The 22617-nt window shown below is 64.7% G+C and carries 20 protein-coding genes and 2 pseudogenes; 18 read left to right on the forward strand and 4 right to left on the reverse strand.

The window, feature by feature from the left end:
- The 13 genes and pseudogenes from OP498_RS05475 (at nucleotide 1) to OP498_RS05535 (ending at nucleotide 13261) form a co-directional block, all read left to right on the forward strand.
- Complete coding sequence (locus OP498_RS05475; protein ID WP_280552866.1) at nucleotides 1–855, forward strand: ATP-binding cassette domain-containing protein; 855 nt, start codon at nucleotides 1–3, stop codon at nucleotides 853–855.
- A 64-nt stretch (nucleotides 856–919) separates the two neighbouring features.
- On the forward strand, nucleotides 920–1717 hold the full coding sequence (locus tag OP498_RS05480) for a TIM barrel protein (protein ID WP_280552867.1): 798 nt from the start codon (nucleotides 920–922) through the stop codon (nucleotides 1715–1717).
- Between the two features lie 97 nt (nucleotides 1718–1814).
- A complete protein-coding gene (iolC, locus tag OP498_RS05485) occupies nucleotides 1815–3767 on the forward strand; it encodes a 5-dehydro-2-deoxygluconokinase (RefSeq protein WP_280552868.1) in 1953 nt (650 codons plus the stop codon).
- Entirely contained in the window at nucleotides 3764–5611 is a 1848-nt protein-coding gene (iolD, locus tag OP498_RS05490; protein ID WP_280552869.1) for a 3D-(3,5/4)-trihydroxycyclohexane-1,2-dione acylhydrolase (decyclizing), read from the forward strand. Before iolC ends, iolD begins: the two co-directional genes overlap by 4 nt.
- Nucleotides 5612–5692: 81 nt before the next feature.
- On the forward strand, nucleotides 5693–6595 hold the full coding sequence (iolE, locus tag OP498_RS05495) for a myo-inosose-2 dehydratase (RefSeq protein WP_280552870.1): 903 nt from the start codon (nucleotides 5693–5695) through the stop codon (nucleotides 6593–6595).
- 57 nt (nucleotides 6596–6652) lie between these two features.
- On the forward strand, nucleotides 6653–8149 hold the full coding sequence (locus OP498_RS05500; RefSeq protein ID WP_280552871.1) for a CoA-acylating methylmalonate-semialdehyde dehydrogenase: 1497 nt from the start codon (nucleotides 6653–6655) through the stop codon (nucleotides 8147–8149).
- Between the two features lie 231 nt (nucleotides 8150–8380).
- Nucleotides 8381–8722 (forward strand): annotated as a pseudogene (locus OP498_RS05505) (transposase); the annotation flags it as partial.
- A 32-nt stretch (nucleotides 8723–8754) separates the two neighbouring features.
- A pseudogene (locus OP498_RS05510) lies at nucleotides 8755–9172 on the forward strand (ATP-binding protein).
- A gap of 132 nt (nucleotides 9173–9304) precedes the next feature.
- On the forward strand, nucleotides 9305–9853 hold the full coding sequence (locus tag OP498_RS05515) for a helix-turn-helix domain-containing protein (RefSeq protein WP_348533474.1): 549 nt from the start codon (nucleotides 9305–9307) through the stop codon (nucleotides 9851–9853).
- A gap of 31 nt (nucleotides 9854–9884) precedes the next feature.
- Nucleotides 9885–10667 (forward strand): ZIP family metal transporter, encoded by a 783-nt coding sequence (locus OP498_RS05520; RefSeq protein WP_280552872.1) that lies wholly within the window; start codon nucleotides 9885–9887, stop codon nucleotides 10665–10667.
- A 265-nt stretch (nucleotides 10668–10932) separates the two neighbouring features.
- Nucleotides 10933–11853: a 3-keto-5-aminohexanoate cleavage protein gene (locus OP498_RS05525; protein ID WP_280546814.1), complete on the forward strand. Its 921-nt coding sequence runs from the start codon at nucleotides 10933–10935 to the stop codon at nucleotides 11851–11853.
- Nucleotides 11850–12806, forward strand: a complete 957-nt coding sequence (locus tag OP498_RS05530) for an L-carnitine dehydrogenase (protein WP_280546815.1) — start codon at nucleotides 11850–11852, stop codon at nucleotides 12804–12806. The genes OP498_RS05525 and OP498_RS05530 overlap by 4 nt, the downstream gene beginning before the upstream one ends.
- Nucleotides 12806–13261 carry a thioesterase family protein gene (locus OP498_RS05535; protein ID WP_280546817.1) on the forward strand — a complete coding sequence of 152 codons (456 nt, stop codon included), beginning with the start codon at nucleotides 12806–12808 and terminating at the stop codon, nucleotides 13259–13261. Before OP498_RS05530 ends, OP498_RS05535 begins: the two co-directional genes overlap by 1 nt.
- A gap of 34 nt (nucleotides 13262–13295) precedes the next feature.
- On the opposite strand, the gene OP498_RS05540 is transcribed toward OP498_RS05535, so the two are convergent.
- The 4 genes from OP498_RS05540 to OP498_RS05555 all read right to left on the reverse strand — a co-directional run bounded on the left by OP498_RS05540 (nucleotide 13296) and on the right by OP498_RS05555 (nucleotide 15018).
- Nucleotides 13296–13736, reverse strand: a complete 441-nt coding sequence (locus OP498_RS05540; protein ID WP_280546818.1) for a DUF411 domain-containing protein — start codon at nucleotides 13734–13736, stop codon at nucleotides 13296–13298.
- A complete protein-coding gene (locus OP498_RS05545; RefSeq protein WP_280546819.1) occupies nucleotides 13733–13888 on the reverse strand; it encodes a hypothetical protein in 156 nt (51 codons plus the stop codon). The genes OP498_RS05540 and OP498_RS05545 overlap by 4 nt, the downstream gene beginning before the upstream one ends.
- 77 nt (nucleotides 13889–13965) lie before the next feature.
- Entirely contained in the window at nucleotides 13966–14268 is a 303-nt protein-coding gene (locus tag OP498_RS05550) for a hypothetical protein (RefSeq protein WP_280546821.1), read from the reverse strand.
- Nucleotides 14269–14385: 117 nt separating this feature from the next.
- Entirely contained in the window at nucleotides 14386–15018 is a 633-nt protein-coding gene (locus OP498_RS05555) for a Spy/CpxP family protein refolding chaperone (RefSeq protein ID WP_280546823.1), read from the reverse strand.
- Between the two features lie 211 nt (nucleotides 15019–15229).
- On the opposite strand from OP498_RS05555, the gene OP498_RS05560 reads away from it, so the two are divergent.
- The 5 genes from OP498_RS05560 (at nucleotide 15230) to OP498_RS05580 (ending at nucleotide 22451) form a co-directional block, all read left to right on the forward strand.
- The gene (locus tag OP498_RS05560) at nucleotides 15230–15721 is read left to right on the forward strand and encodes a plastocyanin/azurin family copper-binding protein (protein WP_280546825.1); all 492 of its coding nucleotides are present in this window, start codon (nucleotides 15230–15232) and stop codon (nucleotides 15719–15721) included.
- A 203-nt stretch (nucleotides 15722–15924) separates the two neighbouring features.
- On the forward strand, nucleotides 15925–16083 hold the full coding sequence (locus OP498_RS05565; RefSeq protein WP_280546826.1) for a hypothetical protein: 159 nt from the start codon (nucleotides 15925–15927) through the stop codon (nucleotides 16081–16083).
- A 16-nt stretch (nucleotides 16084–16099) separates the two neighbouring features.
- Complete coding sequence (locus tag OP498_RS05570) at nucleotides 16100–17440, forward strand: APC family permease (RefSeq protein ID WP_280552873.1); 1341 nt, start codon at nucleotides 16100–16102, stop codon at nucleotides 17438–17440.
- Between the two features lie 104 nt (nucleotides 17441–17544).
- Nucleotides 17545–19860, forward strand: a complete 2316-nt coding sequence (locus OP498_RS05575) for a heavy metal translocating P-type ATPase (RefSeq protein ID WP_280552874.1) — start codon at nucleotides 17545–17547, stop codon at nucleotides 19858–19860.
- A gap of 215 nt (nucleotides 19861–20075) precedes the next feature.
- Entirely contained in the window at nucleotides 20076–22451 is a 2376-nt protein-coding gene (locus OP498_RS05580) for a diguanylate cyclase (RefSeq protein ID WP_280552875.1), read from the forward strand.
- Nucleotides 22452–22617 lie beyond the last annotated feature (166 nt).

The raw sequence follows: 22617 nt of genomic DNA on the forward strand, positions 1-22617 counted from the left end.
ATGAGCGAACGTACTCCAATGATCGAGATGTGCAATGTCAGCAAGCACTTTGGCAGCGTCATCGCTCTGAGCGACATCTCGATGAAAGTGTGTTCCGGCGAGGTCATGTGCCTGCTGGGTGACAACGGCGCTGGCAAGTCCACCCTCATCAAGACTTTGTCGGGTGTCCATAGTCCGTCCCATGGCGAGATGTACCTGGATGGCAAACCAGTGAACTTCAAGTCCCCGGCCTACGCGCTTGATGCCGGTATCGCCACCGTCTTTCAGGATCTGGCGATGATCCCCCTGATGTCGATCACCCGTAACTTCTTTATGGGCCGTGAACCCACGGTGGGGTGGGGACCCTTGAAGCGCATCGACTGGAAGTACGCCGACCGGATCGCCAAGCAGGAAATGGCCAAGATCGGCATCGACGTGCGTGACCCCAGTCAGCCGGTTGGTACCCTCTCTGGTGGAGAGCGGCAGTGCGTCGCCATCGCCAGGGCGGTCTACTTCGGCGCCAAAGTGCTGATCCTGGACGAACCGACCTCGGCGCTGGGGGTCAAGCAGGCCTCGGTGGTGCTGCGCTATATCGCCAAGGCGCGTGCCGATGGCCTGGCGGTGATCTTCATCACCCACAACGTCCATCACGCCTTCCCGGTGGCCGACGCCTTTACCCTGCTATCGCGCGGCGGCAGCCTGGGTACCTTCCGCAAGGCAGAGATCACGCGTGAGGAGGTGCTGAACATGATGGCTGGTGGCGCCGAATTGGAGAGCCTGGATGCCGAACTGTCCGAATTCCAGCGCAGCGACCAGCAACAGAAACAGGCAACTGGAGACGGCGGCCAGCCTCTGAGTCGGGCGTCGAACGCATGATCGCAGACGGAGTAACCGGCCAGGATCGTGATCACGCCACTTCCTCTTTCCAAAGGCAATTCTCATGAACGAGAGCAAAACGACGTCCCCTTTCACCCTGGCAGTCTGCGCCGAGATGGTCTTTCTGGATCTGCCCGTCGCCGAACGAGTGCGTAGGATCGATAACCTAGGTTTCCAGGTGGAGATATGGGACTGGACTCGCCATGACATCCAGGCTCTGGAAAGCACGGGAGCCACCTTCTCCTCCATGACCGGCTATATCGAGGGAACCCTGGCGGACAAGGAAGGTGCCGAGAGACTGGTGGAGACAGCACGGGAGTCGATCGCCGTGGCCAAGCGCCTGGGTATTCCTCGTCTAAACCTGCATGGCACGGGGCTCGATGGAAAAGGTCTGCCAGTCAAGCCGGCCAGCCAGGTGTCGGGATCGATGTGGATTTGTGCTCACGACACGCTCAACCGACTGGCTGACTTGGGGGAGGAGCATGACGTGACCTTTGTTCTAGAGAACCTCAATACTCAGGTCGACCACCCCGGTGTCCCCTTCGCCCGTGCCGAAGATGTACTGGAGCTAGTGGCCAGCGTCGAGCGGCCAGAGGTGCGGGTGATGCTGGATCTCTATCACGCCCAGATCGGCGAGGGGAACCTGATCGAGCTATTGCGTCGCTCGGCACCCTATATCGGCGAAATCCAGGTCGCCGATGTGCCGGGCCGCTGTGAGCCCGGCAGCGGCGAGATTCACTATCCGGCCATCGCCCGGGTGCTGAACGACATGGGCTATCGGGGCACCGTTGGCCTGGAAGGGTGGGCATCAGAAGAGGATGAATTGGCCCTTCAGCGTTTCAAGGATGTTTTTACCCTTTGACCATTAATGGAAAACAGCGTCGTAGCGCCGAGGTAGTGTTCCACCAAGTCACCTTTTCGGGATGAGGCGCGATTCAATTGCGACGCGGAGAGACGATATGCAAGAAGCAAACACCAACAACAGACCGCTGGATCTGATCTGCCTGGGCCGCGTCGCCGTCGACCTCTATGCCGAACAGATCGGCAGCCGTCTGGAAGATGTCTCAAGCTTCGCCAAATACCTGGGCGGCAGTTCTGGCAACATGGCCTACGGCACCGCCCGCCTGGGGCTCAAGTCGTCCATGCTGTCGCGGGTCGGTAACGAGCAGATGGGCAACTTCGTGCGCGAAGAGCTCGAGCGCGCCGGTGTTGACACCAGTGCCCTGCAGACCGACCCCGACCGCCACACTGGCCTGGTGCTGTTGGCACTCAAGGATCGCGATAGCTTCCCGCTGCTGTTCTACCGCCGAGACTGCGCCGACATGGCCATCGATGCCGAGGGCATCGACCCGACCTTCATCGCTAGCGCCCAGGCGCTGGCCATCACCGGCACCCACCTGTCCACCGGGACCACCGCCCGGGCCTGCCGCAAGGCCCTGGACGCCGCCGCCGCGCACGGCGTCAAGCGAGTGCTGGACATCGACTACCGCCCGGTGCTCTGGGGCCTGACTACCCCCGGCGATGGCGAGACCCGTTTTATCGCCGATAGCCAGGTGACGGGGGATCTCCAAGCCTGGCTTTCCGACTTCGACCTGATTGTCGGCACCGAGGAGGAGTTCCATATCGCCGGTGGCAGTATCGACACACTGGAGTCGCTGCGTGCGGTGCGTAAGGTCAGCGACGCCACCCTGGTGTGCAAGCTGGGTGCCTTGGGCTGCGTGGTGTTCGAGGGCGAGATCCCCTCGTGCATCGAGGACGGCATCTTGGTCGAGGGGGTCAAGGTCGAGGTACTCAACGTGCTCGGCGCAGGCGACGCCTTTATGAGCGGTCTCTTGAGGGGATGGTTGCGTGGGGAAAATTGGGAGACCAGCGCGAGCTACGCCAACGCTTGCGGTGCTCTAGTAGTCTCGCGCCACGGCTGTGCCCCGGCCATGCCCACCGAGGAAGAGCTCTTCGATTACCTGGATCGCCGCGCCACTGTGCCGCGCCCCGACCAGGACTCCCGCCTTAACCACCTGCACCGGGTCACCACCCGAACGCCGGTGGACTGGCCGCAGGTCTGCGGCCTGGCCTTCGACCACCGTCGTCAACTCACCGACATGGCCCGAGAGGTCCATGCCGACCCGGCACGCATCCCGTCGTTGAAACAACTGCTCGTCAGGGCCGCCGAGGAAGGCGCGCACCGCACCGGGCTCGCCAAGCCGGCCATCCTGGTCGACGACGTTTTCGGCCAGGACGCCCTGAACGATGCCTCTGGCAAAGGCTGGTGGATCGGCCGCCCGGTGGAGTTGCCGAGCTCGCGGCCACTGCGCTTCCAGCACGGCGACGATCTGGGCAGTGAGCTGCGCCACTGGCCGCGCGAGCACATCATCAAGTGCCTGGTGTTCTACCATCCTGACGACCCAGTCTCCCTGCGCCTCGACCAGGAAGCCCGCCTGCGCCAGCTTTACCGGGCGGCCTGCGCCTACGGTCTGGAGCTTCTCGTCGAGGTCATCCCACCCAACGACCAGGACGTCGACGACCACACCCTGGCGCGCTCCCTGCACCGCTTCTACAACCTGCGCATCCGCCCCGATTGGTGGAAGCTGCCGGCAATGTCGGATACCGCCTGGGAAGAGGTCAGCCGAACAATTGAAAGGCAGGATCCGCACTGCCGTGGTGTGGTCCTGCTGGGACTGGACGCGCCCATGGACAAGATGAAGCGTGGTTTCTCCGCCGCCGCGCGCCACGATTGGTGCAAGGGCTTCACCGTAGGTCGCACCCTGTTCGCCGATCCTAGCCGCAAGTGGCTCGCCGGTGCATTCGATGACGCCCAACTGATTGACCAGGTGGCGACCAACTATGCCGAACTGATCGAGGCATGGCGCCGGCTGCGCCAGTCCCAGCCCACTACCGAGGGAGCCCTGTCATGAGCACCATTCGACTTACCATGGCCCAGGCGTTGGTCAAGTACTTGGCAGCCCAGCGCATCGAGCACGACGGTGCCGAGGTAGCACTGTTCGAGGGTGTCTTCGCCATCTTCGGCCACGGCAACGTGGCAGGTCTCGGTGAAGCGCTCTATCACGCTCAGGAGGACCTTCCCACCTTTCGCGCACATAACGAGCAAACCATGGCCCATACGGCCATTGCCTTCGCCAAGGCCAACGGTCGACGCCGGATGATGGCGGCCACCAGCTCTATCGGTCCCGGGGCCACCAACATGGTTACCGCCGCCGGCCTGGCCCATGCCAACCGCCTGCCGATTCTCCTGTTGCCCGGGGATACTTTCACGACCCGTGACCCTGATCCGGTGCTTCAGCAACTGGAGAATTTTGGTGACCCATCAATCACGGTAAATGATTGCTTCCGGCCCGTGTCGCGCTACTTCGACCGAATCACACGTCCTGAGCAGCTGATGACCAGCCTGCCTCAGGCACTGGCAACACTGCTCGACCCAGAACATTGCGGCCCAGCAACCCTGGCACTGCCCCAGGATGTGCAGACCTTCGCCTATGACTATCCGGTAAGCTTCTTCGCGCCTCGGATACACCGCATACGACGTCCCCAGCCGGATCCTCGAGAGCTTGAGGAGGCCATTTCGGCTCTCATCCGCGCCGAGCGACCGTTGATCATCGCCGGTGGTGGGGTTCATTACGCCGGCGCTTGCCGGCGACTCGCCGATTTCGCCCGTGTTCATGGCGTGCCGGTAGCCGAAACCCAGGCCGGCAAGGGAGCCCTTCCCGATGATCACTCTTGTGCCGTCGGCGCGATTGGCGTCACCGGCAGCGCCGCCGCGAACCGGCTGGCCGAGGAGGCGGACCTGATCCTCGCCGTCGGCACCCGCCTGCAGGATTTCACCACCGGGTCCCGGGCGTTGTTCGAACGTGACGACCTGACCTTGGTGGCGCTGAACGTGGGTCGCTTCGACAGCCTTAAACACCACGCGCTTCCACTGACCGGCGATGCCAGGGATGGCCTCACGCAGCTGGCCGGCGGACTCGGCGACTGGGAGGCCGGCGCTGCCTGGCGCGAACACGTGAGGGGCCTGAAACGCGACTGGGATGAGATCGTCACCCGGGTCACCTCTGACGAGGGGCGCGACCTGCCCACCGATGCCCAGGTGATCGGTGCCGTGAACCGCCAGGCCGGCGTGGATGGCACCGTGGTCTGCGCCGCCGGGGGGCTGCCCGGAGAGCTTCACAAACTTTGGCAGTGCGCCGGACCTGGGAGTTACCACGTCGAGTACGGCTATTCCTGCATGGGCTACGAGATCGCCGGTGGCCTGGGCGTCAAGATGGCCCGGCCCGAGCGCGAGGTGTTCGTGATGGTGGGGGATGGCTCCTACCTGATGCACAACTCGGAGCTCGCTACCTCGGTGATGCTGGGACACAAGCTTGTCGTGGTGGTGCTCGATAACCGGGGCTTTGGCTGTATCAACCGCCTACAGCAGGCCACTGGGGGCGCCGGCTTCAACAATCTGCTCGAAGACTGCCGAACGGTTCCCGAGGGGGCTCCCAAGACCGACTTCGCCGCCCATGCTCGTGCATTGGGGTGCCAGGCCGAACACGTTCACGGCATTGCCGAGCTCGAACAGGCCCTCCAGCGCGCCCGCCAGTCCAGCAAGACTTATGTGATTGCCCTGGACACCGACCCTCTGCCCAGCACCGCCGAAGGCGGCGCCTGGTGGGAAGTGGCCGTGCCGGAGGTGTCCTTTCGCGAGCAAGTGCAGAAGGCCTACCAAGGGTATCTCGAGGCCAAGCGGCACCAGCATCGCTGAGCTGGTCAGCGCCTTTGTCGATCCTACCCATTTTCCGAATCATCGAGGCGGGCCTTGGATCCGCCCAACAGGAGCATGCCCATGTCCACCGTACGCCTGGGGATCAATCCCCTCACCTGGACCAATGACGATCTGCCGAGCCTGGGCGGAGATACGCCACTCGAGGTCTGCCTCGAGGAGGGCCGCGAGGCCGGCTTCAGTGGCTTCGAGCTTGGCCATAAATTCCCTCGCACGCCGGAGGCGCTGACCAAGGTGCTGGGGCGTTACGATCTGTCGCTGGTTTCCGGCTGGTATTCCAGCCGGCTGCTGGAGCGCAGCCCGGAGGAGGAGATCGAGGCGGTCAAGGACCACCTCGAGCTGCTCAAGGCCTGCGGTGCCAAGGTGATGGTGTTCTGCGAGGTCACCCACTGCATTCACGGCGACCAGCGCACCCCGCTGTCACAGCGGCCGCATCTCAGTGACGCCGACTGGCAGCGCCTCACCGTGGGCATGAACATCGTCGGCGACTATCTCAAAGCACAGGGCGTGCACCTGGCCTATCACCACCACCTGGGCACGGTGGTGGAGAGCCAGGCCGATGTCGAGCGACTGATGGACAACACCCGCGACTCGGTGGGACTGCTGCTCGACCTGGGCCACCTGGTGGGCGCCGACGGCGACCCCCTAGCGATCGCCCAGCGTTACTCCTCGCGCGTCAAGCACGTGCACTGCAAGGACATGCGTTTCCCGGTGCTCGCAGGGCTGCGCAACCGCGACAAGAGCTTCCTGGACGGCGTGCTCGACGGGCTGTTCACCGTGCCCGGCGACGGCGACATCGATTTCCTGCCCACTCTGAAGCACCTCCACGACAGCGGCTACCAGGGCTGGCTGGTCGTGGAGGCCGAGCAGGATCCCAAGGTTGCGCATCCGCTGACCTACGCCCGCCTGGGCTATCGCAACCTGCGGGAGCTCGCCGAGCAGGCAGGCTTCACCGTTACCGAATGAGCGGGTGACGAACGCGCGCTTTTCACGATTGATACCGGACACATCGAGGCTTATCCCATGCACCAAATCCATCATTATCTCAATGGCAGCATCGTCCAGGGCCGCAGCGGGCGTTTCGCCCCGGTCTATAACCCCGCCACCGGCGAGCAGAGCGCGCAGGTCGACCTGGCATCCGCCGACGAGACCCGCGAGGCGGTGCGCGTCGCACACGACGCCTTCGCCGGCTGGTCAAAGGTCACGCCACTCAAGCGTTCGCGCATCCTGTTCAAGTTCAAGGCGCTGGTCGAGGCGCATGCCGACGAGCTGGCGCGACTGATCGCCAGCGAGCACGGCAAGGTGTTCTCCGACGCCAAGGGCGAGGTGACCCGTGGTCTGGAGGTCGTCGAGTTCGCCTGCGGCATCCCGCACCTGCAGAAGGGCGAGCACTCCATGAACGTCGGCACCGGGGTGGACAGCTACTCCATGATGCAGCCGCTGGGCGTCTGTGCGGGCATCTCGCCGTTCAACTTCCCGGCCATGGTGCCGATGTGGATGTTCCCCATCGCGCTGGCCTGCGGCAACACCTTCGTGATGAAGCCCTCCGAGAAGGATCCGTCCACCTCCAACCGCCTCGCCGAGCTGCTCCAGGAGGCCGGCCTGCCCGACGGCGTCTTCAACGTGGTCAACGGTGACAAGGAGTCGGTGGACGTGCTGCTCACCGACGAGCGTGTCCAGGCGGTGAGCTTCGTCGGCTCCACCCCTATCGCCGAATACATCTATGCCACGGCCTCCGCCCACGGCAAGCGCGTACAGGCCCTGGGCGGCGCCAAGAACCACATGGTGATCATGCCGGATGCCGACCTGGACCAGGCCGTCGGGGCACTGATGGGAGCCGCCTACGGCTCCGCCGGCGAGCGCTGCATGGCCATTTCCGTGGCCGTGCCGGTGGGCGAGGAGACCGCGAGCCGCCTGCGCGAGAAGCTGGTGGCCGAGCTCGGCAAGCTGCGGGTCGGCCCGGGCCTCGTCGACGGCCCCGACAACGACATGGGCCCGCTGATCACCCGCGAGCACCTGGAGAAGGTCAAGGGCTATATCCAGGCCGGTGCGGACGAGGGGGCCGAGCTGGTGGTGGATGGCCGCGACGCAAGCATCGAGGGCGACGGCTTCTTCCTCGGCGGGTCGCTGTTCGATCACGTCACGCCGGGCATGCGCATCCACCGCGAGGAAATCTTCGGTCCCGTGCTGGCCATCGCCCGGGCCGCCAGCTTCGATGACGCGGTCAAGATGATCAACGATCATGAGTTCGGCAACGGCACCGCCATCTTCACCCGCGACGGCGACGCCGCCCGCCAGTACTGCGAGCAGATCCAGGTCGGCATGGTCGGCGTCAACGTGCCGATCCCGGTGCCCATGGCCTTCCACAGCTTCGGCGGCTGGAAGCGTTCCCTGTTCGGTCCGCTGCACATGCACGGCCCCGATGGTGTGCGCTTCAATACCCGCATGAAGACCATCACTCAGCGCTGGCCCAGCGGCATCCGCGAGGAGACCAACCACTTCACCATGCCGACACACTGATCGACACCCTCGCTGGTCACTTTAGCGCCGGTAAATGATCCGGCGCTGAAGGATCTGGACTAGTACTACAGCCGTAGCTGAATAAATTAAAATGCATGTGAATGATATGGAAGCCATTACATGGTGAAGGATGCAAGCGAAGGATCTCTCTATCTCAGTATTGTTTGATGACCAGGCGGATCGTTTAGGCTCGTTCTTTCCCCGTTCGGAAAAGTGCGATCGCGACTACCCTACCTCTAGGGACTGCTCAGTCAGTGCGAACGAAAGAATGGCTGGGATCTTGCCGAGTGGCTTGGAGATGTCACCCCTGATGGGGTGAGGCACTTGTTGGATCGTGCCCGCTGGGATGCTGAGGTGGCACGCGATGTCCTTCCCCAATGGGTCATCGACACCTTGGGCTCCCCAGACTGTGTCCTGGTCCTGTACGAGACCGGCTTTATCAAGAAAGGTCAGCACTCGGCCGGGGTGCAACGCCAGTACAGTGGCACCGCCGGGCCTATCGAAAATAGTCAGATCGGAGTCTTTCTTCTCTACGCCAATCCGGCAGGGCATGCCTTCCTGGATCGTGCTCTGTAATTGCCTAAGTCCTGGACACAGGATCGTGAATGTTCGGTCTCCCCGGCGGAGGCAAGAGCCATTTGGCGGCGGCCATCGGCCTGGCCCTGGTGGAGGCGGGCTATCGAGTGTTCTACACTCGCACCACCGACCTGGTGCAGCGGCTCCAGGTGGCCCGTCGGGAGCTCACCCTCGAGGCCGCCATCGCCAAGCTCGACAAGTATCACCTGCTTATCCTCGATGACCTGGCCTACGTCACCAAGGACCAGGCCGAGACCAGCGTCTTGTTCGAGCTGATCAGCGCGCTATGAGCAACGCTCGCTGCTGATCACCGCCAACCAGCCGTTCGGCGAGTGGGGCAAGATCTTTCCCGATCCCGCCATGACGTTGGCCGCCGTCGACTGCCTGGTTCACCTGGCGAGGCAGGCTAATAGCGAAGGGGCCGCGACACCCCGGTTCTCATCCTGATTGTCGCTGGCTTCTCATCCAGATTGACGCGCTACAGCCGTCTCGACTCTGCGCTCACAGCCGCCACAGACCACGCCCTCGATACGGAACCGATAGGTGTCTCCAGCGGTCATGCTTCGCGATTGATCGACCATGGGGATCCTCGAGCATTGCGTTCAGGGCTGTTTCTCCGCAGGATATTCCCTACAGCCACTAGAGGTTCAAGCTGTGAATGTAGACACCACTGGCTTCGAGACTTCGAGTCTGTCGATCGGCACGCTGGCCCAGCGCGCGGAATGCAAGGTCCAGACGATCCGTTACTATGAGCAGATTGGCTTGCTGCCACCGCCCGAGCGGAATGCCGGCAACCAGCGGCGCTATACGGAAGACGCCGTCAAGCGACTGACTTTCATTCGTCATGCCCGCGACTTCGGCTTCACCGTAGAGGCGATACGCGAGCTGCTCGACATGTCGGATCAGCCTGACATGCCCTGTGATCACGTCGACGGCCTGGCCAAGCGCCATCTGGAGGAAGTCGAAGCGAGGCTGGCGCGCCTTTCTGTCTTACGCGATGAGCTGCGTCGCATGATCCTGCTGTGTCAGGGAGGCAACGTCGGAGAGTGCCGAATCATCGAGGTACTCAGTGACCATCGGCTATGCCGATATCATGGCCATGACGCCGATGGCAATGCCCGCGACTAAAACATATATGAACCTTTAATAGGATAGCTACATGGAAACCGCCTCACCGATTGTCCTGGCGTTTGTTGGCAGCCTGTCAGCCGGGTTGCTCACTGCTGTTGGGGCACTTCCCGCATTGTTCGGCAAGGTACCCGACCGCGCTTTCCGCGATCTGGCGCTGGGCTTCGCAGCCGGGGTGATGCTATCAGCTTCCTTTTTCTCGCTGATAATTCCTTCCTTGGATGCAGCGGAGCTGCTCTATGGTGGCACGGCTTTGCCAGCCACCATTGCCGGCCTCTCGATTCTGTTGGGCATTGGAGCGGTCGCACTGTTGAATGAACGACTTCCCCATGAGCATTTCCAGCAGGGACGAGAAGGGCCCGAGGCCGATTCACTGCGCCGAGTGTGGTTGTTCGTCATTGCCATCACCATCCACAATTTTCCGGAAGGGCTTGCTGTAGGCGTTGGCTTCGGCGCTGGCGGATACGAAAAAGGGTTGCCGTTGGCGTTAGGGATTGGCCTGCAGAACATGCCGGAGGGGCTGGCGGTGGCGGTTTCTCTGCTGGGTGAAGGATACTCCAAATGGAGGGCATGGATTATTGCCTCACTGACCGGCCTGGTCGAACCCATCGGCGGCTTGCTGGGCGCAAGCGTCGTGAGCATATCCCAGCCGCTGCTACCTTGGGGCTTGGCGTTCGCCGCCGGCGCCATGCTCTACGTTATCAGCCACGAAATCATTCCTGAGACCCATCGCAACGGGCATCAGAACAAGGCGACGTTTGGCCTTTCGGTCGGCTTGGTTATCATGCTGTTTCTTGATGTTTCACTTGGGTGAATGGAGAAAATTCCCAGGACAGGAGGTAGCCCAGCATGCGCTCCAATTCGATACATTACCTCCCCCTGGCTGGCTGTCGCACCTTATCCCTACATGTAGAAGCCCGCACCTCCGATTCATGAACCCAGGCAGCAGCGATCCGTAAAGGCCTGACGCCAGCATGAATGTCGTTTTGTGTGGATTTTTCGTCGTTCTTGGTCAAAACGCCACGTCAAGATGACCGCACACTGTAGGCACATCCTCGTTGAGCCACAGGAGGCCGAACGTGAACCGCCATGTCATCCTGACCTGCGCCGTCACCGGCGCCGGCGATACCACCGGCAAGAACCCCAATGTGCCGGTCACCCCCAGGCAGATCGCCGACGACTGCATCGCGGCCGCCAAGGCCGGCGCCAGCGTGGCGCACATCCACGTGCGCGACCCCGAGAGCGGCGCCGTCAGCCACTCCGTCGACCACTTCCGTGAGGTGATGGAGCGCGTCCGCGAGGCAGACGTCGACATCGTCATGAACATCACCGCCGGCGGCGGCGGCGACTGGATCCCCGGCGCCCAGGACCCCACCCGCGGCGGCCCGGGTACCGACATCCAGACCCCGGCCCAGCGCCACGAGCCGGTGGGCGCGCTGCTGCCGGAGCTGTGCACCCTGGACTGCGGCAGCCTCAACTTCGGCGACATGGTCTACGTGAACCCCGCCGACTGGCTGCGCGAGCACGCCCGCCTGGTGCAGGCCGCCGGGGTCAAGCCGGAGCTCGAGTGCTTCGATCTGGGCCACGTCTGGTTCGCCCGGCAGTTGCAGCAAGAGGGCCTGATCGACGGCGACCCCCTCTACCAGCTCTGCCTGGGCATTCCGTGGGGCGCCGAGGCCGACACCGAGTCCCTGCTGGCGATGCGTAACAGGCTGCCGGCGACCGCCAACTGGGCGGCCTTCGGCATCGGCCGCCAGCAGATGCCCATGGTCGCTCAGGCGATGCTGCTTGGCGGCCACGCCCGGGTCGGCCTGGAGGACAACCTCTACCTGAAGAAGGGGGTGCTGGCGACCAACGCCCAGCTGGTCGAGAAGGCCGGGACCATCATCGAGCAACTCGGCGGCCGCGTGATGACGCCGGCCGAGACCCGCGCCCACCTCGCACTGCGCGATCCGCGCACCGGCCAGATCGTTGAACGGGCCGCAGGAGGTGAGGCATGAGCCAGCAACTCTCCGTGATCGGCACCGGGGTGATCGGCAACGGCTGGATCGCCCGCGCCCTGGCCCGCGGCTGGGACGTGGTGGCCTTCGACCCCGACCCCGAGGCCCCCGCGCGCACCCGCGCCTTCGTCGCCAATGCCTGGGAATCGCTTGAGCGCCTGGGCCTGGCCGAGGGTGCCAGCCCCGAGCGGCTGACCTTCGCGGATAGCCTGGAATCCGCCGTCCAGGGTGCCGACCTGATCCAGGAAAACGTGCCGGAGCGCCTGGAACTCAAGTGCGAGATCCTCGCCGCCCTGGACGCCGCCACCGAGGATGGCGTGGTCATCGGCTCCTCCACCTCCGGCTTCAAGCCCAGCGACCTGCAGCGCGACTGCACCCGGGCGCCGGGCCGGGTGATCGTCGCCCACCCCTTCAACCCGGTCTACCTGCTGCCGCTGGTCGAGCTGGTCGGCGGCGTGGCCACCGAGCCCGGGCATATCGAGCACGCTCGATCCCTCTACCAGGACCTGGCCATGCGCCCGCTGGTGGTGCGTCGCGAGATCGAGGGGCATATCGCCGACCGCCTGATGGAGGCGCTATGGCGCGAGGCGCTGCACCTGGTCAACGACGGCGTGGCCACCACCGAGGAGATCGATGCCGCCGTGGTCTACGGCTGCGGCCTGCGCTGGTCGCTGATGGGCACCTTCCTGACCTTCCACCTGGCCGGCGGCGAGCCGGGCATGCGCCATATGCTCGAGCAGTTCGGCCCGGCGCTGAAGCTGCCCTGGACCAAGCTCGAGGCCCCGGAGCTCACCGATGAGCTGATCGACAAGGTGGTCGAGGGCTGCGAGTACCAGGCCGCCGATCGCCCGGTGGCCGAGCTCGATCGCCGCCGCGACGACTTCCTGGTCGAGCTGCTCGATCTGGTGCAGAAGTACTGGCCCGAGGCCGAGGGCCTGGAGGGACGCATCTGATGGTGATCCTGGAGAGCCGCGTCGCCCCCGAGTGGGTCGACTACAACGGCCACATGAACGACGCCGAATATGCCCGGGTCTTCTCCCTGGCGGTGGAGGCGCTGATGGACCATATCGGCCTGGACGAGGCAGGCCGGGCGCGCCATGGCTACACCCTCTATACCCTGGAGACGCACCTCTGCTACCGCCGCGAGGCCCACGAGGGGCAGCCGCTCAGGGTCGCTCTGACCCTGCTGGATCGCGATGCCAAGCGGCTGCACGTCTTCTTCGAGCTGCTCGACGAAGAGGAGAGCCTGCTGGCCACCAGCGAGCAGATGCTGATGGGCATCGACAGCGACGCCGGCCGCCCGGCGCCGTTCCCGGCGGCCGTGGTGCCCGCCATCACGGAGCTTCCCCATGTTGATCGCGAGGCCTGGCCGGAACTGGCCGGGCGCACCATCGGCATCCGCCGCTGAGCGAACCCTCGTGGGAGGTGAGTCGGATCGGCCCTTAGAGCGTCATGAAGGCCGTGTCCTGCCGGTCGCTGAACTGGTAGACCTCGTAGGGCGCCTGCTGAGGGCCAGGCATGCCGGGTGTACCGAGGGGCATGCCGGCCAGGCCGATGCCATCGATGTCCGGCCGTTCCTCGAACAGCTTCTCCACCGCCGCCAGCGGCACATGGCCCTCGATCACGTACTCGCCCATCTCGATGGTGTGGCAGGCGCCGAGTCCGTAGGGGAGGCCAGAGGCTTCCTTGATCTGGCCGAGATCCCTGTCGTCGATGACGGTGACCGCGATGCCCATCTCCTCGAGATGTCTGGCATAGCCATCGCAGCAGCCGCACTGGGGATTCTTGTAGAGGGTCGCCTCGGCCGGCAGGGCGGCCTGGGCGCTGGTGGCGCCGAACAGCAGGGCGCCGGCGAGCAACATGGACGTGGTGGGGCGATTCATGAGCGGTCCTCCCGGTGGGAATGGTTGGATGAGACGAGGTACTTGATGAGCGAGGCGATGCCGAGGCCAAGCAAGAGCGTGATGGTCAGCGGCATCAGCCAACCCATCCAGCTCATTGAGCCCATGAGGGCGAAGCATTCGTTGCTGAACATGGTAAGACTCCTGACAGAGGGGGAGGAATTGCCGGTAACGGGCAGCCAGCAGCGTTACCGAGGTGCTGGCTGCATGGTCAGGATCTTGGCGGTTGGCACGGCGGTGAGGAGGTGTGCTCGACCACGGCCGGATTGGATATGCCGGCCAAGGTGTCAGAGTGCGCGCTGGTGACGAGGGGCGACTCGGTCAAGGCCACACAGGCGCTGCACTCGGGGTCAGTGTCATCCACGATCTCGACCTGGGCCGTCGAGCAGTCGGAAGCGCAGGCGTCCATGGCCGCATGGCCGGCCAGGCTGGACATCGACAACAGCACCGCGAGCAGCAACGCCAGTAGGCGTCCTCCTCGGATGAGATGTGGGTGCCTGGCCTTGCCGGTCATGCTGATGTCCTCATCATCGATACGTCATTCTGTGCCAGTTTTGCGAGTCGCCACATTGATCCAGCGCAAGAGAGCGGGATGGCTGAGAGGTGCCCGCCAGGCGGCGGGCGCCGGGTGTCATTGTTGGCTATTGGGGGAAGAGGCGCCCTGCCTCAACTGTTCGCGCTGCTCGTCGCTCAGCAAATCGAGCATGGCGTTACGCATGCGTACCATCTCACTTATCATCTCGCCCTGAAGCTCGGCCATCTGGCCATGAAGAGACTTCACCTCTTCGGGGTCGGGCGCCTCGGCGTGCATCTCTTCCATAAGCGCCATGCGCAGGTCCATCATTTGCCCCATGCGTTCGAACTGGGCGGGACGATGCTGCTGCATCAGTTCACGCATCTCGCTACGCTGCTCGGGGCCGAGTCCCTGCATCATGCCGTAGCCCATCATCATGCAGGGGCCCATACCGCCCTGACCGTAGCCCATCATGCCGGGGCCCATACCGCCCTGACCATAGCCCATCATGCCGGGGCCCATACCGCCCTGGCCGTAGCCCATCATGCCGGGGCCCATGCCGCCCTGGCCGTAGCCCATCATGCCGGGGCCCATGCCGCCCTGACCGTAGCCCATCATGCCGGGGCCCATGCCGCCCTGGCCGTAGCCCATGCCGCCTTGCTGCATGCCTTGAGCAGAGGCAGCGCCGCTTGCGGCGACCCCCATGCTGGCGGCCAGAATGATGGCGAGAAACTGCTTGTTCTTGACCATGGTATTTCCCCTCATCTTGCTGGTGGTAGAAAAGTCGTCTTCCCCGGTTGGGCAAGGCGTGGGCTAGCTTTCGCTATGAGCTTACAACCTATGGGTAGCCCCAATGTCAAGGCGTGAGATGAATTGACACTATTTTTTGCTGAGTTCAGCCTATTTTCAGGTTTATACGTTACAAGTGAACCTTCCCGACTCGACTCAAAGAGGTCATATCATGCGCAAGACACTGCTGGCTCTGGCACTGGGCCTGACCACGACGACTGCCTTCGCTGGCGCTGGGCACGGCGGCTCCAATGCCCTGGTTAGCGATGAAGACGTCGATCGCACCGTTCGGCTCGAGGCGGGTGACATGTGGTTCGACTCCGAGAATCTCGACATCGCGCCAGGCGACACCATCAAGTTCGAGATCGTCAACACCGGCAACCTCGAGCATGAATTCGTCATCGGCGATGCCCACGCACAGCAAGAGCATCGCGAAATGATGCAGGCGATGACGGGAAGTGGCCACGGAGATGGCGGGAATGGTGGCCATGGCATGGCCGAGGGGGAGCAAGTTGCCAGCATGCCATCCGTGACCATCGCGCCGGGCGAGACGGCAGAACTCATCTGGACCGCCCCTCAGAACGTCGACGGCCTGGAGTACGCCTGCAACATCCCGGGGCACTACGAGGCCGGCATGTCCGGAAACATCGATCTCCAGGGATGATTCTCCCGCATGAAACTGTTGCTCCTCGAAGATGACGACCTGCTCTGGCGGGTTTCTTGACGGGCTTCGGTGAGAAAGGCCTTGACCCTTGGGTGACCCAAGGGTTCTAGGATGAAACCAATAAGAGGGGGGGGGGATGTGCCCATCCGTCAGTGAGCGCAGGGTTCGAGTTATCTCTTGGTACCGCAAGGAGGTTGATACCCATGAGCACTGTCACTTCGGCGTCTTCTGCACAGCACGAGACGGCTCGCGTCTTCCGCATGAAGACCAGGGAGCACCTCTGCCCGTTCGTCTCCCTGACCGAGAACCTGATCATGATGGCCATGGGCATCTGGATGCCCCTGAAACAGCTCGTCCTGTGATGACAAGGAGATATGGATGACCGACTCCACGGATCGAACTCCTGAGTACGAGGAAGGAAGCCTCACGCTAGTCGGTGCGATTGCCCTGGGCACAGGTGTGATGATCGGGGCAGGCATCTTTGCCCTGACGGGACAGATGGCGGAGATGACGGGGCGCCTGTTCCCGCTGGCCTTCCTGTCGGCTGCCCTGATCGTCTCTTTCAGCGCCTATTCCTATGTCAAGATGTCACGTGCCTATCCGTCGGCAGGGGGCATCGGCATGTATCTGCAGAAAGCCTATGGCCCGACGCTCCCTACCGCCTTCCATGCGTTGCTGATGTATTTCTCCATGGTGATCGCCCAGAGCTTCCTGGCGAGAACCTTCGGCTCCTACACGCTCGAGCTTTTCGATGTGGAGAACAGGTCACTGCTTGTCCCCTCGTTGGGCGTTGCCCTGTTGCTTTCCGCGTTCCTGATCAACCTCTCTGCCAACAAGTGGATCCAGGGCGTTGCGTCAGTACTTGGCGTCATCAAGATCGGCGGCATCATCGTGTTCGGGGTGGTCGGTGTCCTGGTCGCCGACGCCTTGGAGATGGAGGCCTCGTCTTCGGCTCCTGAAGGGTCTCTTTCAGGCTTCCTGGGTGCGACCGCGTTGGGCATCCTGGCCTTCAAGGGCTTCACGACCATCACCAACAGCGGCTCGGAGATCCAGGATCCCCATCGCAACCTGGGCCGGGCGATCATGATCTCGATCGCCCTGTGTGTGGTGATCTATGCGCTGGTGGGCTTCGCTGTCGCCAGTAACCTGTCGCTCGGCGAGATCATCGCGACGCAGGATTACTCGTTGGCAGCCGCCGCCCGGCCCGCGCTGGGGGAGGCCGCCGTCTGGTTCACCGTCATCCTGGCCATGCTGGCCACGGCAGGCGGCATCATCGCCAGCGTATTCGCGGTGTCGCGCATGCTGGCGATGCTGACCGAGATGAAGCTGGTGCCCCATCGCCATTTCCACATGCCGGGCAGCATCCAGAAACATACCCTGGTCTACACCATCGTGCTCGGCCTGCTGTTGACGGTGTTCTTCGATCTCAGCCGCATCGCGGCGCTTGGCATCATCTTCTATCTGATCATGGATATGGCGATTCACTGGGGGGTCTATCGTCATCTTCGGCATGATGTCGGCGCCAACCCTGCCGTTCTGGTCGTCGCCCTATTGCTGGACGCGGTCGTCCTGGCGGGGTTCATATGGGTGAAGGCAACCACCGACCCGATGGTTCTCGTCGTTGCCGTTGCAGGGATGGCGCTCATCCTGATCGGCGAATTGTTTTTCCTGTCATCGCGTGAATCGTCGGACGATAACGGCCATTCGCATTCCCACTGACCTCCCCGGGAGTCGGCAGATGGACATCAAGAGCATCGGCATATCGATCCACTGGGCCCGCCAGTCGCACCGACACCTGCCTTGGCAGACGGGGAGGGTGAGTGATGTCTGATAACGCTTCCCACCGGGTGGTCAAGGATCCGGTCTGCGGCATGGATGTCGACCCGCACGAGACCGAGCACCGGGCCTCCCACGCCGACACGACCTGGTACTTCTGCTCCGCGACGTGCCGGGAGAAGTTCGAGGTCGACCCCGAGGCTTACCTGGGCGACACGCCAGCGGCCGAGCCGGCGCCGCCCGGCACGATATATACCTGTCCGATGCACCCCGAGATCCGCCAGGAGGGCCCCGGCGACTGTCCCATCTGCGGCATGGCGCTGGAACCCGAGACGGTCAGCGCCGATACCGGGCCTTCCGAAGAGCTGACGGACATGACGCGCCGCTTCTGGATCGGTCTTGCCCTCGCCCTGCCGGTGCTGGTGCTGGAGATGGGCGGTCATCTGGTCGGGCTCGATCACCTGATCGCCCCCCAGGTCTCGAACTGGATCCAGCTGCTGCTCGCCACGCCGGTGGTGGCCTGGGCGGGCTGGCCCTTCTTCGTGCGCGGCTGGCGCTCCATCGTGCGCCGAAGCCTCAACATGTTCACCCTGATCGCCATCGGTACCGGGGCGGCGCTGGTCTACAGCCTGCTGGCGACGATCGTGCCGGGCATCTTCCCCGCGACCTTCCGCCAGGCCGATGGCTCGGTGGCCGTCTACTTCGAGGCGTCGGCGGTGATCGTGGTGCTGGTGCTGCTGGGGCAGGTCCTGGAGCTGCGGGCCCGGGAGAAGACCTCCGGGGCGATCCGCGCCCTGCTCGACCTGGCCCCGGCCACCGCCCGGCGCCTCGACGATGACGGCCAGGAGGAGGAAGTCTCCCTCGACAAGGTCGAGGTCGGCGACCGCCTGCGCGTACGGCCTGGCGACAAGGTGCCGCTGGACGGCGAGGTGCTTGAGGGACGCTCCAACATCGACGAGTCGATGGTCACCGGCGAGCCGCTGGCGGTGCGCAAGGAGGCCGGCGATGGCGTGATCGGCGGCAGTATCAACGGCCAGGGCTCGTTCATCATGCGCGCCGACAAGGTGGGGCGCGACACCATGCTGTCGCAGATCGTGCAGATGGTGGCCAGCGCCCAGCGTAGCCGGGCGCCCATCCAGGGGCTGGCCGACAAGGTGGCCGGCGTCTTCGTGCCGGCGGTGATCCTGGTGGCCGTGGTGGCCTTCATTGCCTGGTCGCTGTGGGGGCCGGCGCCGCCCATGGCCTTCGGCCTGATCGCCGCGGTCAGCGTGCTGATCATCGCCTGCCCCTGCGCGCTGGGGCTGGCGACGCCGATGTCGATCATGGTGGGCGTGGGCCGCGGTGCCCAGGCCGGCGTACTGATCCGCGACGCCGAGGCGCTAGAGCGCCTGGAGAAGGTCGACACCGTGGTGGTCGACAAGACCGGCACCCTGACCGAAGGCAAGCCGCAAGTGACCGAACTGCGCCCGGCGGAAGGCGTCGACGAAACAGAGCTGCTGCAGCTGGCCGCGGGGCTGGAGCGCGGCAGCGAACACCCCCTGGCGCAGGCGATCGTCGAGAAGGCCAGGGAGGTGGGCGTGACGCTCTCTGAGGCCACGGAATTCGACTCCCCCAACGGCAAGGGCGTGACCGGGCGGATTGACGGCCAGCGTATAGCGCTCGGCAATCGTCTGCTGATGGAGAGCGAGAAGGTGGCCCTGGCCGAACTGGAGGAGGAGGCCGAGCGGCTGCGGGGCGATGGCGCCACCGTGATCTTCGCCGCCGTGGACGGCCGCCTGGCGGGGCTGGTGGCCATCGCCGACCCGGTCAAGGAGACCACCGAGGCGGCCATCCGCGCCCTGCAGGCGGACGGTATCCGGGTCGTCATGCTGACCGGTGACAACCGCACCTCCGCCGAGGCGGTGGCGCGCCGCCTGGGCATCGACGAGGTCGAGGCCGAGGTGCTCCCCGAGGACAAGGGCCGCGTGGTGCAGCGCCTGCGTGATGAGGGGCGTGTGGTGGTAATGGCTGGCGACGGCGTCAACGACGCCCCCGCCCTGGCGACCGCCGACGTCGGCATCGCCATGGGCACCGGCACCGACGTGGCCATCGAGAGCGCCGGCGTGACCCTGCTGCGTGGCGACCTCATGGGTATCGTTGAGGCGCACCGGCTGTCGCGGGCCACCATGCGCAACATCCGCCAGAATCTCTTCTTCGCCTTCGTCTACAACGCCGCGGGGGTGCCGATCGCCGCCGGCATCCTCTATCCCTTCACCGGCCTGCTGCTGTCGCCGATCATCGCCGCCGCGGCGATGTCGCTCTCCTCGGTCAGCGTGATCGCCAATGCCCTGCGACTGCGGATGGTGGCCCTGAAAACGGGATGAGGCCTCGCGGACGTCCGGCGCCGAGGCCCCGGGTAGCAGGATGTTCCCCCAGTGTTTCCCGCCACGCTGGGCCTTGGTCACGGCGGGAACTTCATGGCATGGGGGCGCGTTTTACCCCGCCGGCCATTCCTGTCATCTTGTGAGCCGAATCCCGGGACGGAGCCGGTATCACGGGCCGGGCAGCGATATGGAGAGGGCTATGAGGGAGCACGGCAATGCAGTCACGGATGGAGGCTGAAGAGGCCTTTCGCCAGCTGGCGGAGGGCCTCGGCCGGAGCGGGGCCCCCGACTTCTACGACACCCTGGTGGCGCGGCTCGCGACCATTCTGAAGGTCGACCATGTACTGGTGGCCCGGGTCACCGAGGATGCCATGGTCCGCACCCAGGCGGTCTGGTCGCATGGCCAGCCTCGACCGAACATCACCTATCCGCTGGCGGGCACGCCCTGCGAGATCGTCGTGGTCGGCGAGGCGACTTGTCATTACGCGGAAGGCCTCCAGGCCCGCTTTCCCGACGATCGACTCCTGCGTCAACTGGGCGCGGTCAGCTACCTCGGCCTGCCGCTCCTTGCCGCGGACGAGACACCCTTGGGCCTGCTCGCGGTGCTCAAGAACACGCCCATGAAGGCCGCTGGCCTGGAGAAGGAGGTGCTGCGCATCGCCGCGGTCCAGGCCGGTGCCGAGCTGGGCCGCAGCCGGGCCGAGCTGGCGGTGAAGGAGAGCGAGCGTCGTCTCGACACCCTGCTCAATCACCTGCCCGGCATGGCGTATCGCTGCCTGAATGATCGCGACTGGACCATGAGGGTCGTCAGCCAGGGGGCACAAGCGCTGACGGGCTACCGGGCCGAGGAGCTGCAGGACAATCGGGTCACCAGCTATGCTGCGCTGATCCATCCCGCCGACCGAGAGCGGGTGTTCGAGGAGGTCCAGGCCGCCGTGGCACGCAGGGCGCCCTTTCGCGTGATCTATCGTCTGCACCATGCCGGGGGCGACACCCGCTGGATGTGGGAGCAGGGCCAGGGGGTCTTCGCTGCCGCCGGTGAGCTGCTCCATCTGGAGGGCTTCATCACCGACATCACCGAGCAGCATGAGGCGCAGCGTGTCCAGGAGGCGGTGATGCAGGTGGCCTCGACCGTCACCACCCGTATCGGCGACGACTACTTCCATCAGCTGGTCAGCACCCTGGTCGAGATCCTCGAGGCGGATGCCGGCTTCATTGCCTTGCTCGACTCCTCCCGGCCGGACGTCGACCCCCTGAGCGGTCGCGCGTCCGCGACCATGAGCATGGTCAGCGTGGTCGCGGAGGGGCAGCGGCTCGACAACTACGCCTATGCGCTGGCGGGCACCTCCTGCGAGCAGATCCTCGGCGAGCGGGAGGCCATGGTCCAGGACGGCAGCACCGCGCGGCTGCCGGGTGGGGCTGGAGTGGCCAGGGCCTGGATCGGCCGTCGCCTGGACAACGCCAAGGGCGAGCCGATCGGCGTCGTCATGGTGCTCTATTGCCGTCCGCTGGAGGCCAACGCCTTCGCTACCTCGGTGCTGCGTATCCTCTCCACCGGCGCCGCGGCCGAACTGGAACGGCGACGCGACCACCGTCGCATGCACCAGCTGGCCTATACCGACGGTACCACCGGCCTGCCCAACCGGGTGCGCTTCATGGAGGAGCTCATGCGCCTGAGGCAGGAGGCCGAGAAGGGCCAGCATCCCCTGTTGCTGCTGCTCCTCGACATCCGCCGCTTCAAGGAGATCAACGACCTCCACGGCCATCAGGTCGGCGACCAGCTGCTGTCGACCACGGCCGGGCGCCTGGCGCGTGCCATGGGGCCGCATGAGGTGCTGGCGCGGCTCTCCGGCGACGAGTTCGCGGTGCTGGTGCCGCAAGCGAAGGCGAGCGGGCTCGAGCAGAGCATCCGGCGGCTGCAGGCCGCCGTGAGCAGGCCCATCGAGCTCGGGCATCGCAGCTTCGTGCTCGAGGTCAGCATCGGCTCGGCCCGCTACCCGCGGGATGCCGTCACCCCCGGGGAGCTTTTCAAGTCCGCCAGCATCGCGCTCTATCACGCCAAGCAGCAGGATGGCGGGACCTGCCCCTTCGACGAATCGATGACCCGGGCGCTCCAGCGCCGCCAGCAGATGACGGAACGGCTGAGCGCGGCGATCAGCGGCCAGCGTCTCGAGCTCCACTTCCAGCCCCAGGTCGACCTACGCACCGGCGAGCTGGTGGGCGCCGAGGCGCTGTGTCGATGGCACGACGAGGCCTGGGGCTGGGTCAGCCCGGGGGAGTTCATCCCCCTGGCGGAGGAGCGCGGACTGATTCGACCGCTGGGCGATTGGGTGCTGCAGGCGGCCTCCCGGCAGATGGCCGCCTGGCGGCGCGAGGGCATGGCCCTGCCCGGTCGGCTCTCCCTCAACGTCTCCGCCCAGCAATTCGTGGATCCGCAGCTGGCCGAGCATATCGCCACCCTGACTCGGGGCATCCCCGCCTCGGCCATCGGCCTGGAGCTCACCGAGAGCGATTTCATGCGCGACCCTGAGCAGGCCGTCGGCATCACCCATGCGCCGCGAGGCGGCGGGCTAGCGGCAGTGCCCCGGTAGTTCGCTTTGCGTCTTTTCCTGTCAGCGACCCCCGCCTCTCTGAACGCGACATCATTACCGTTATCACCTGGCCTCCCCCAGGCTGATAGGCCATTGTGACATGCCAGATCACGACACCAAGCGGTACCTTTTCGTACGGACTTGCCTGATCGCGACAGCCAGACAC

Source organism: Halomonas sp. 25-S5 (assembly GCF_029889845.1).
Lineage (GTDB): Bacteria > Pseudomonadota > Gammaproteobacteria > Pseudomonadales > Halomonadaceae > Halomonas.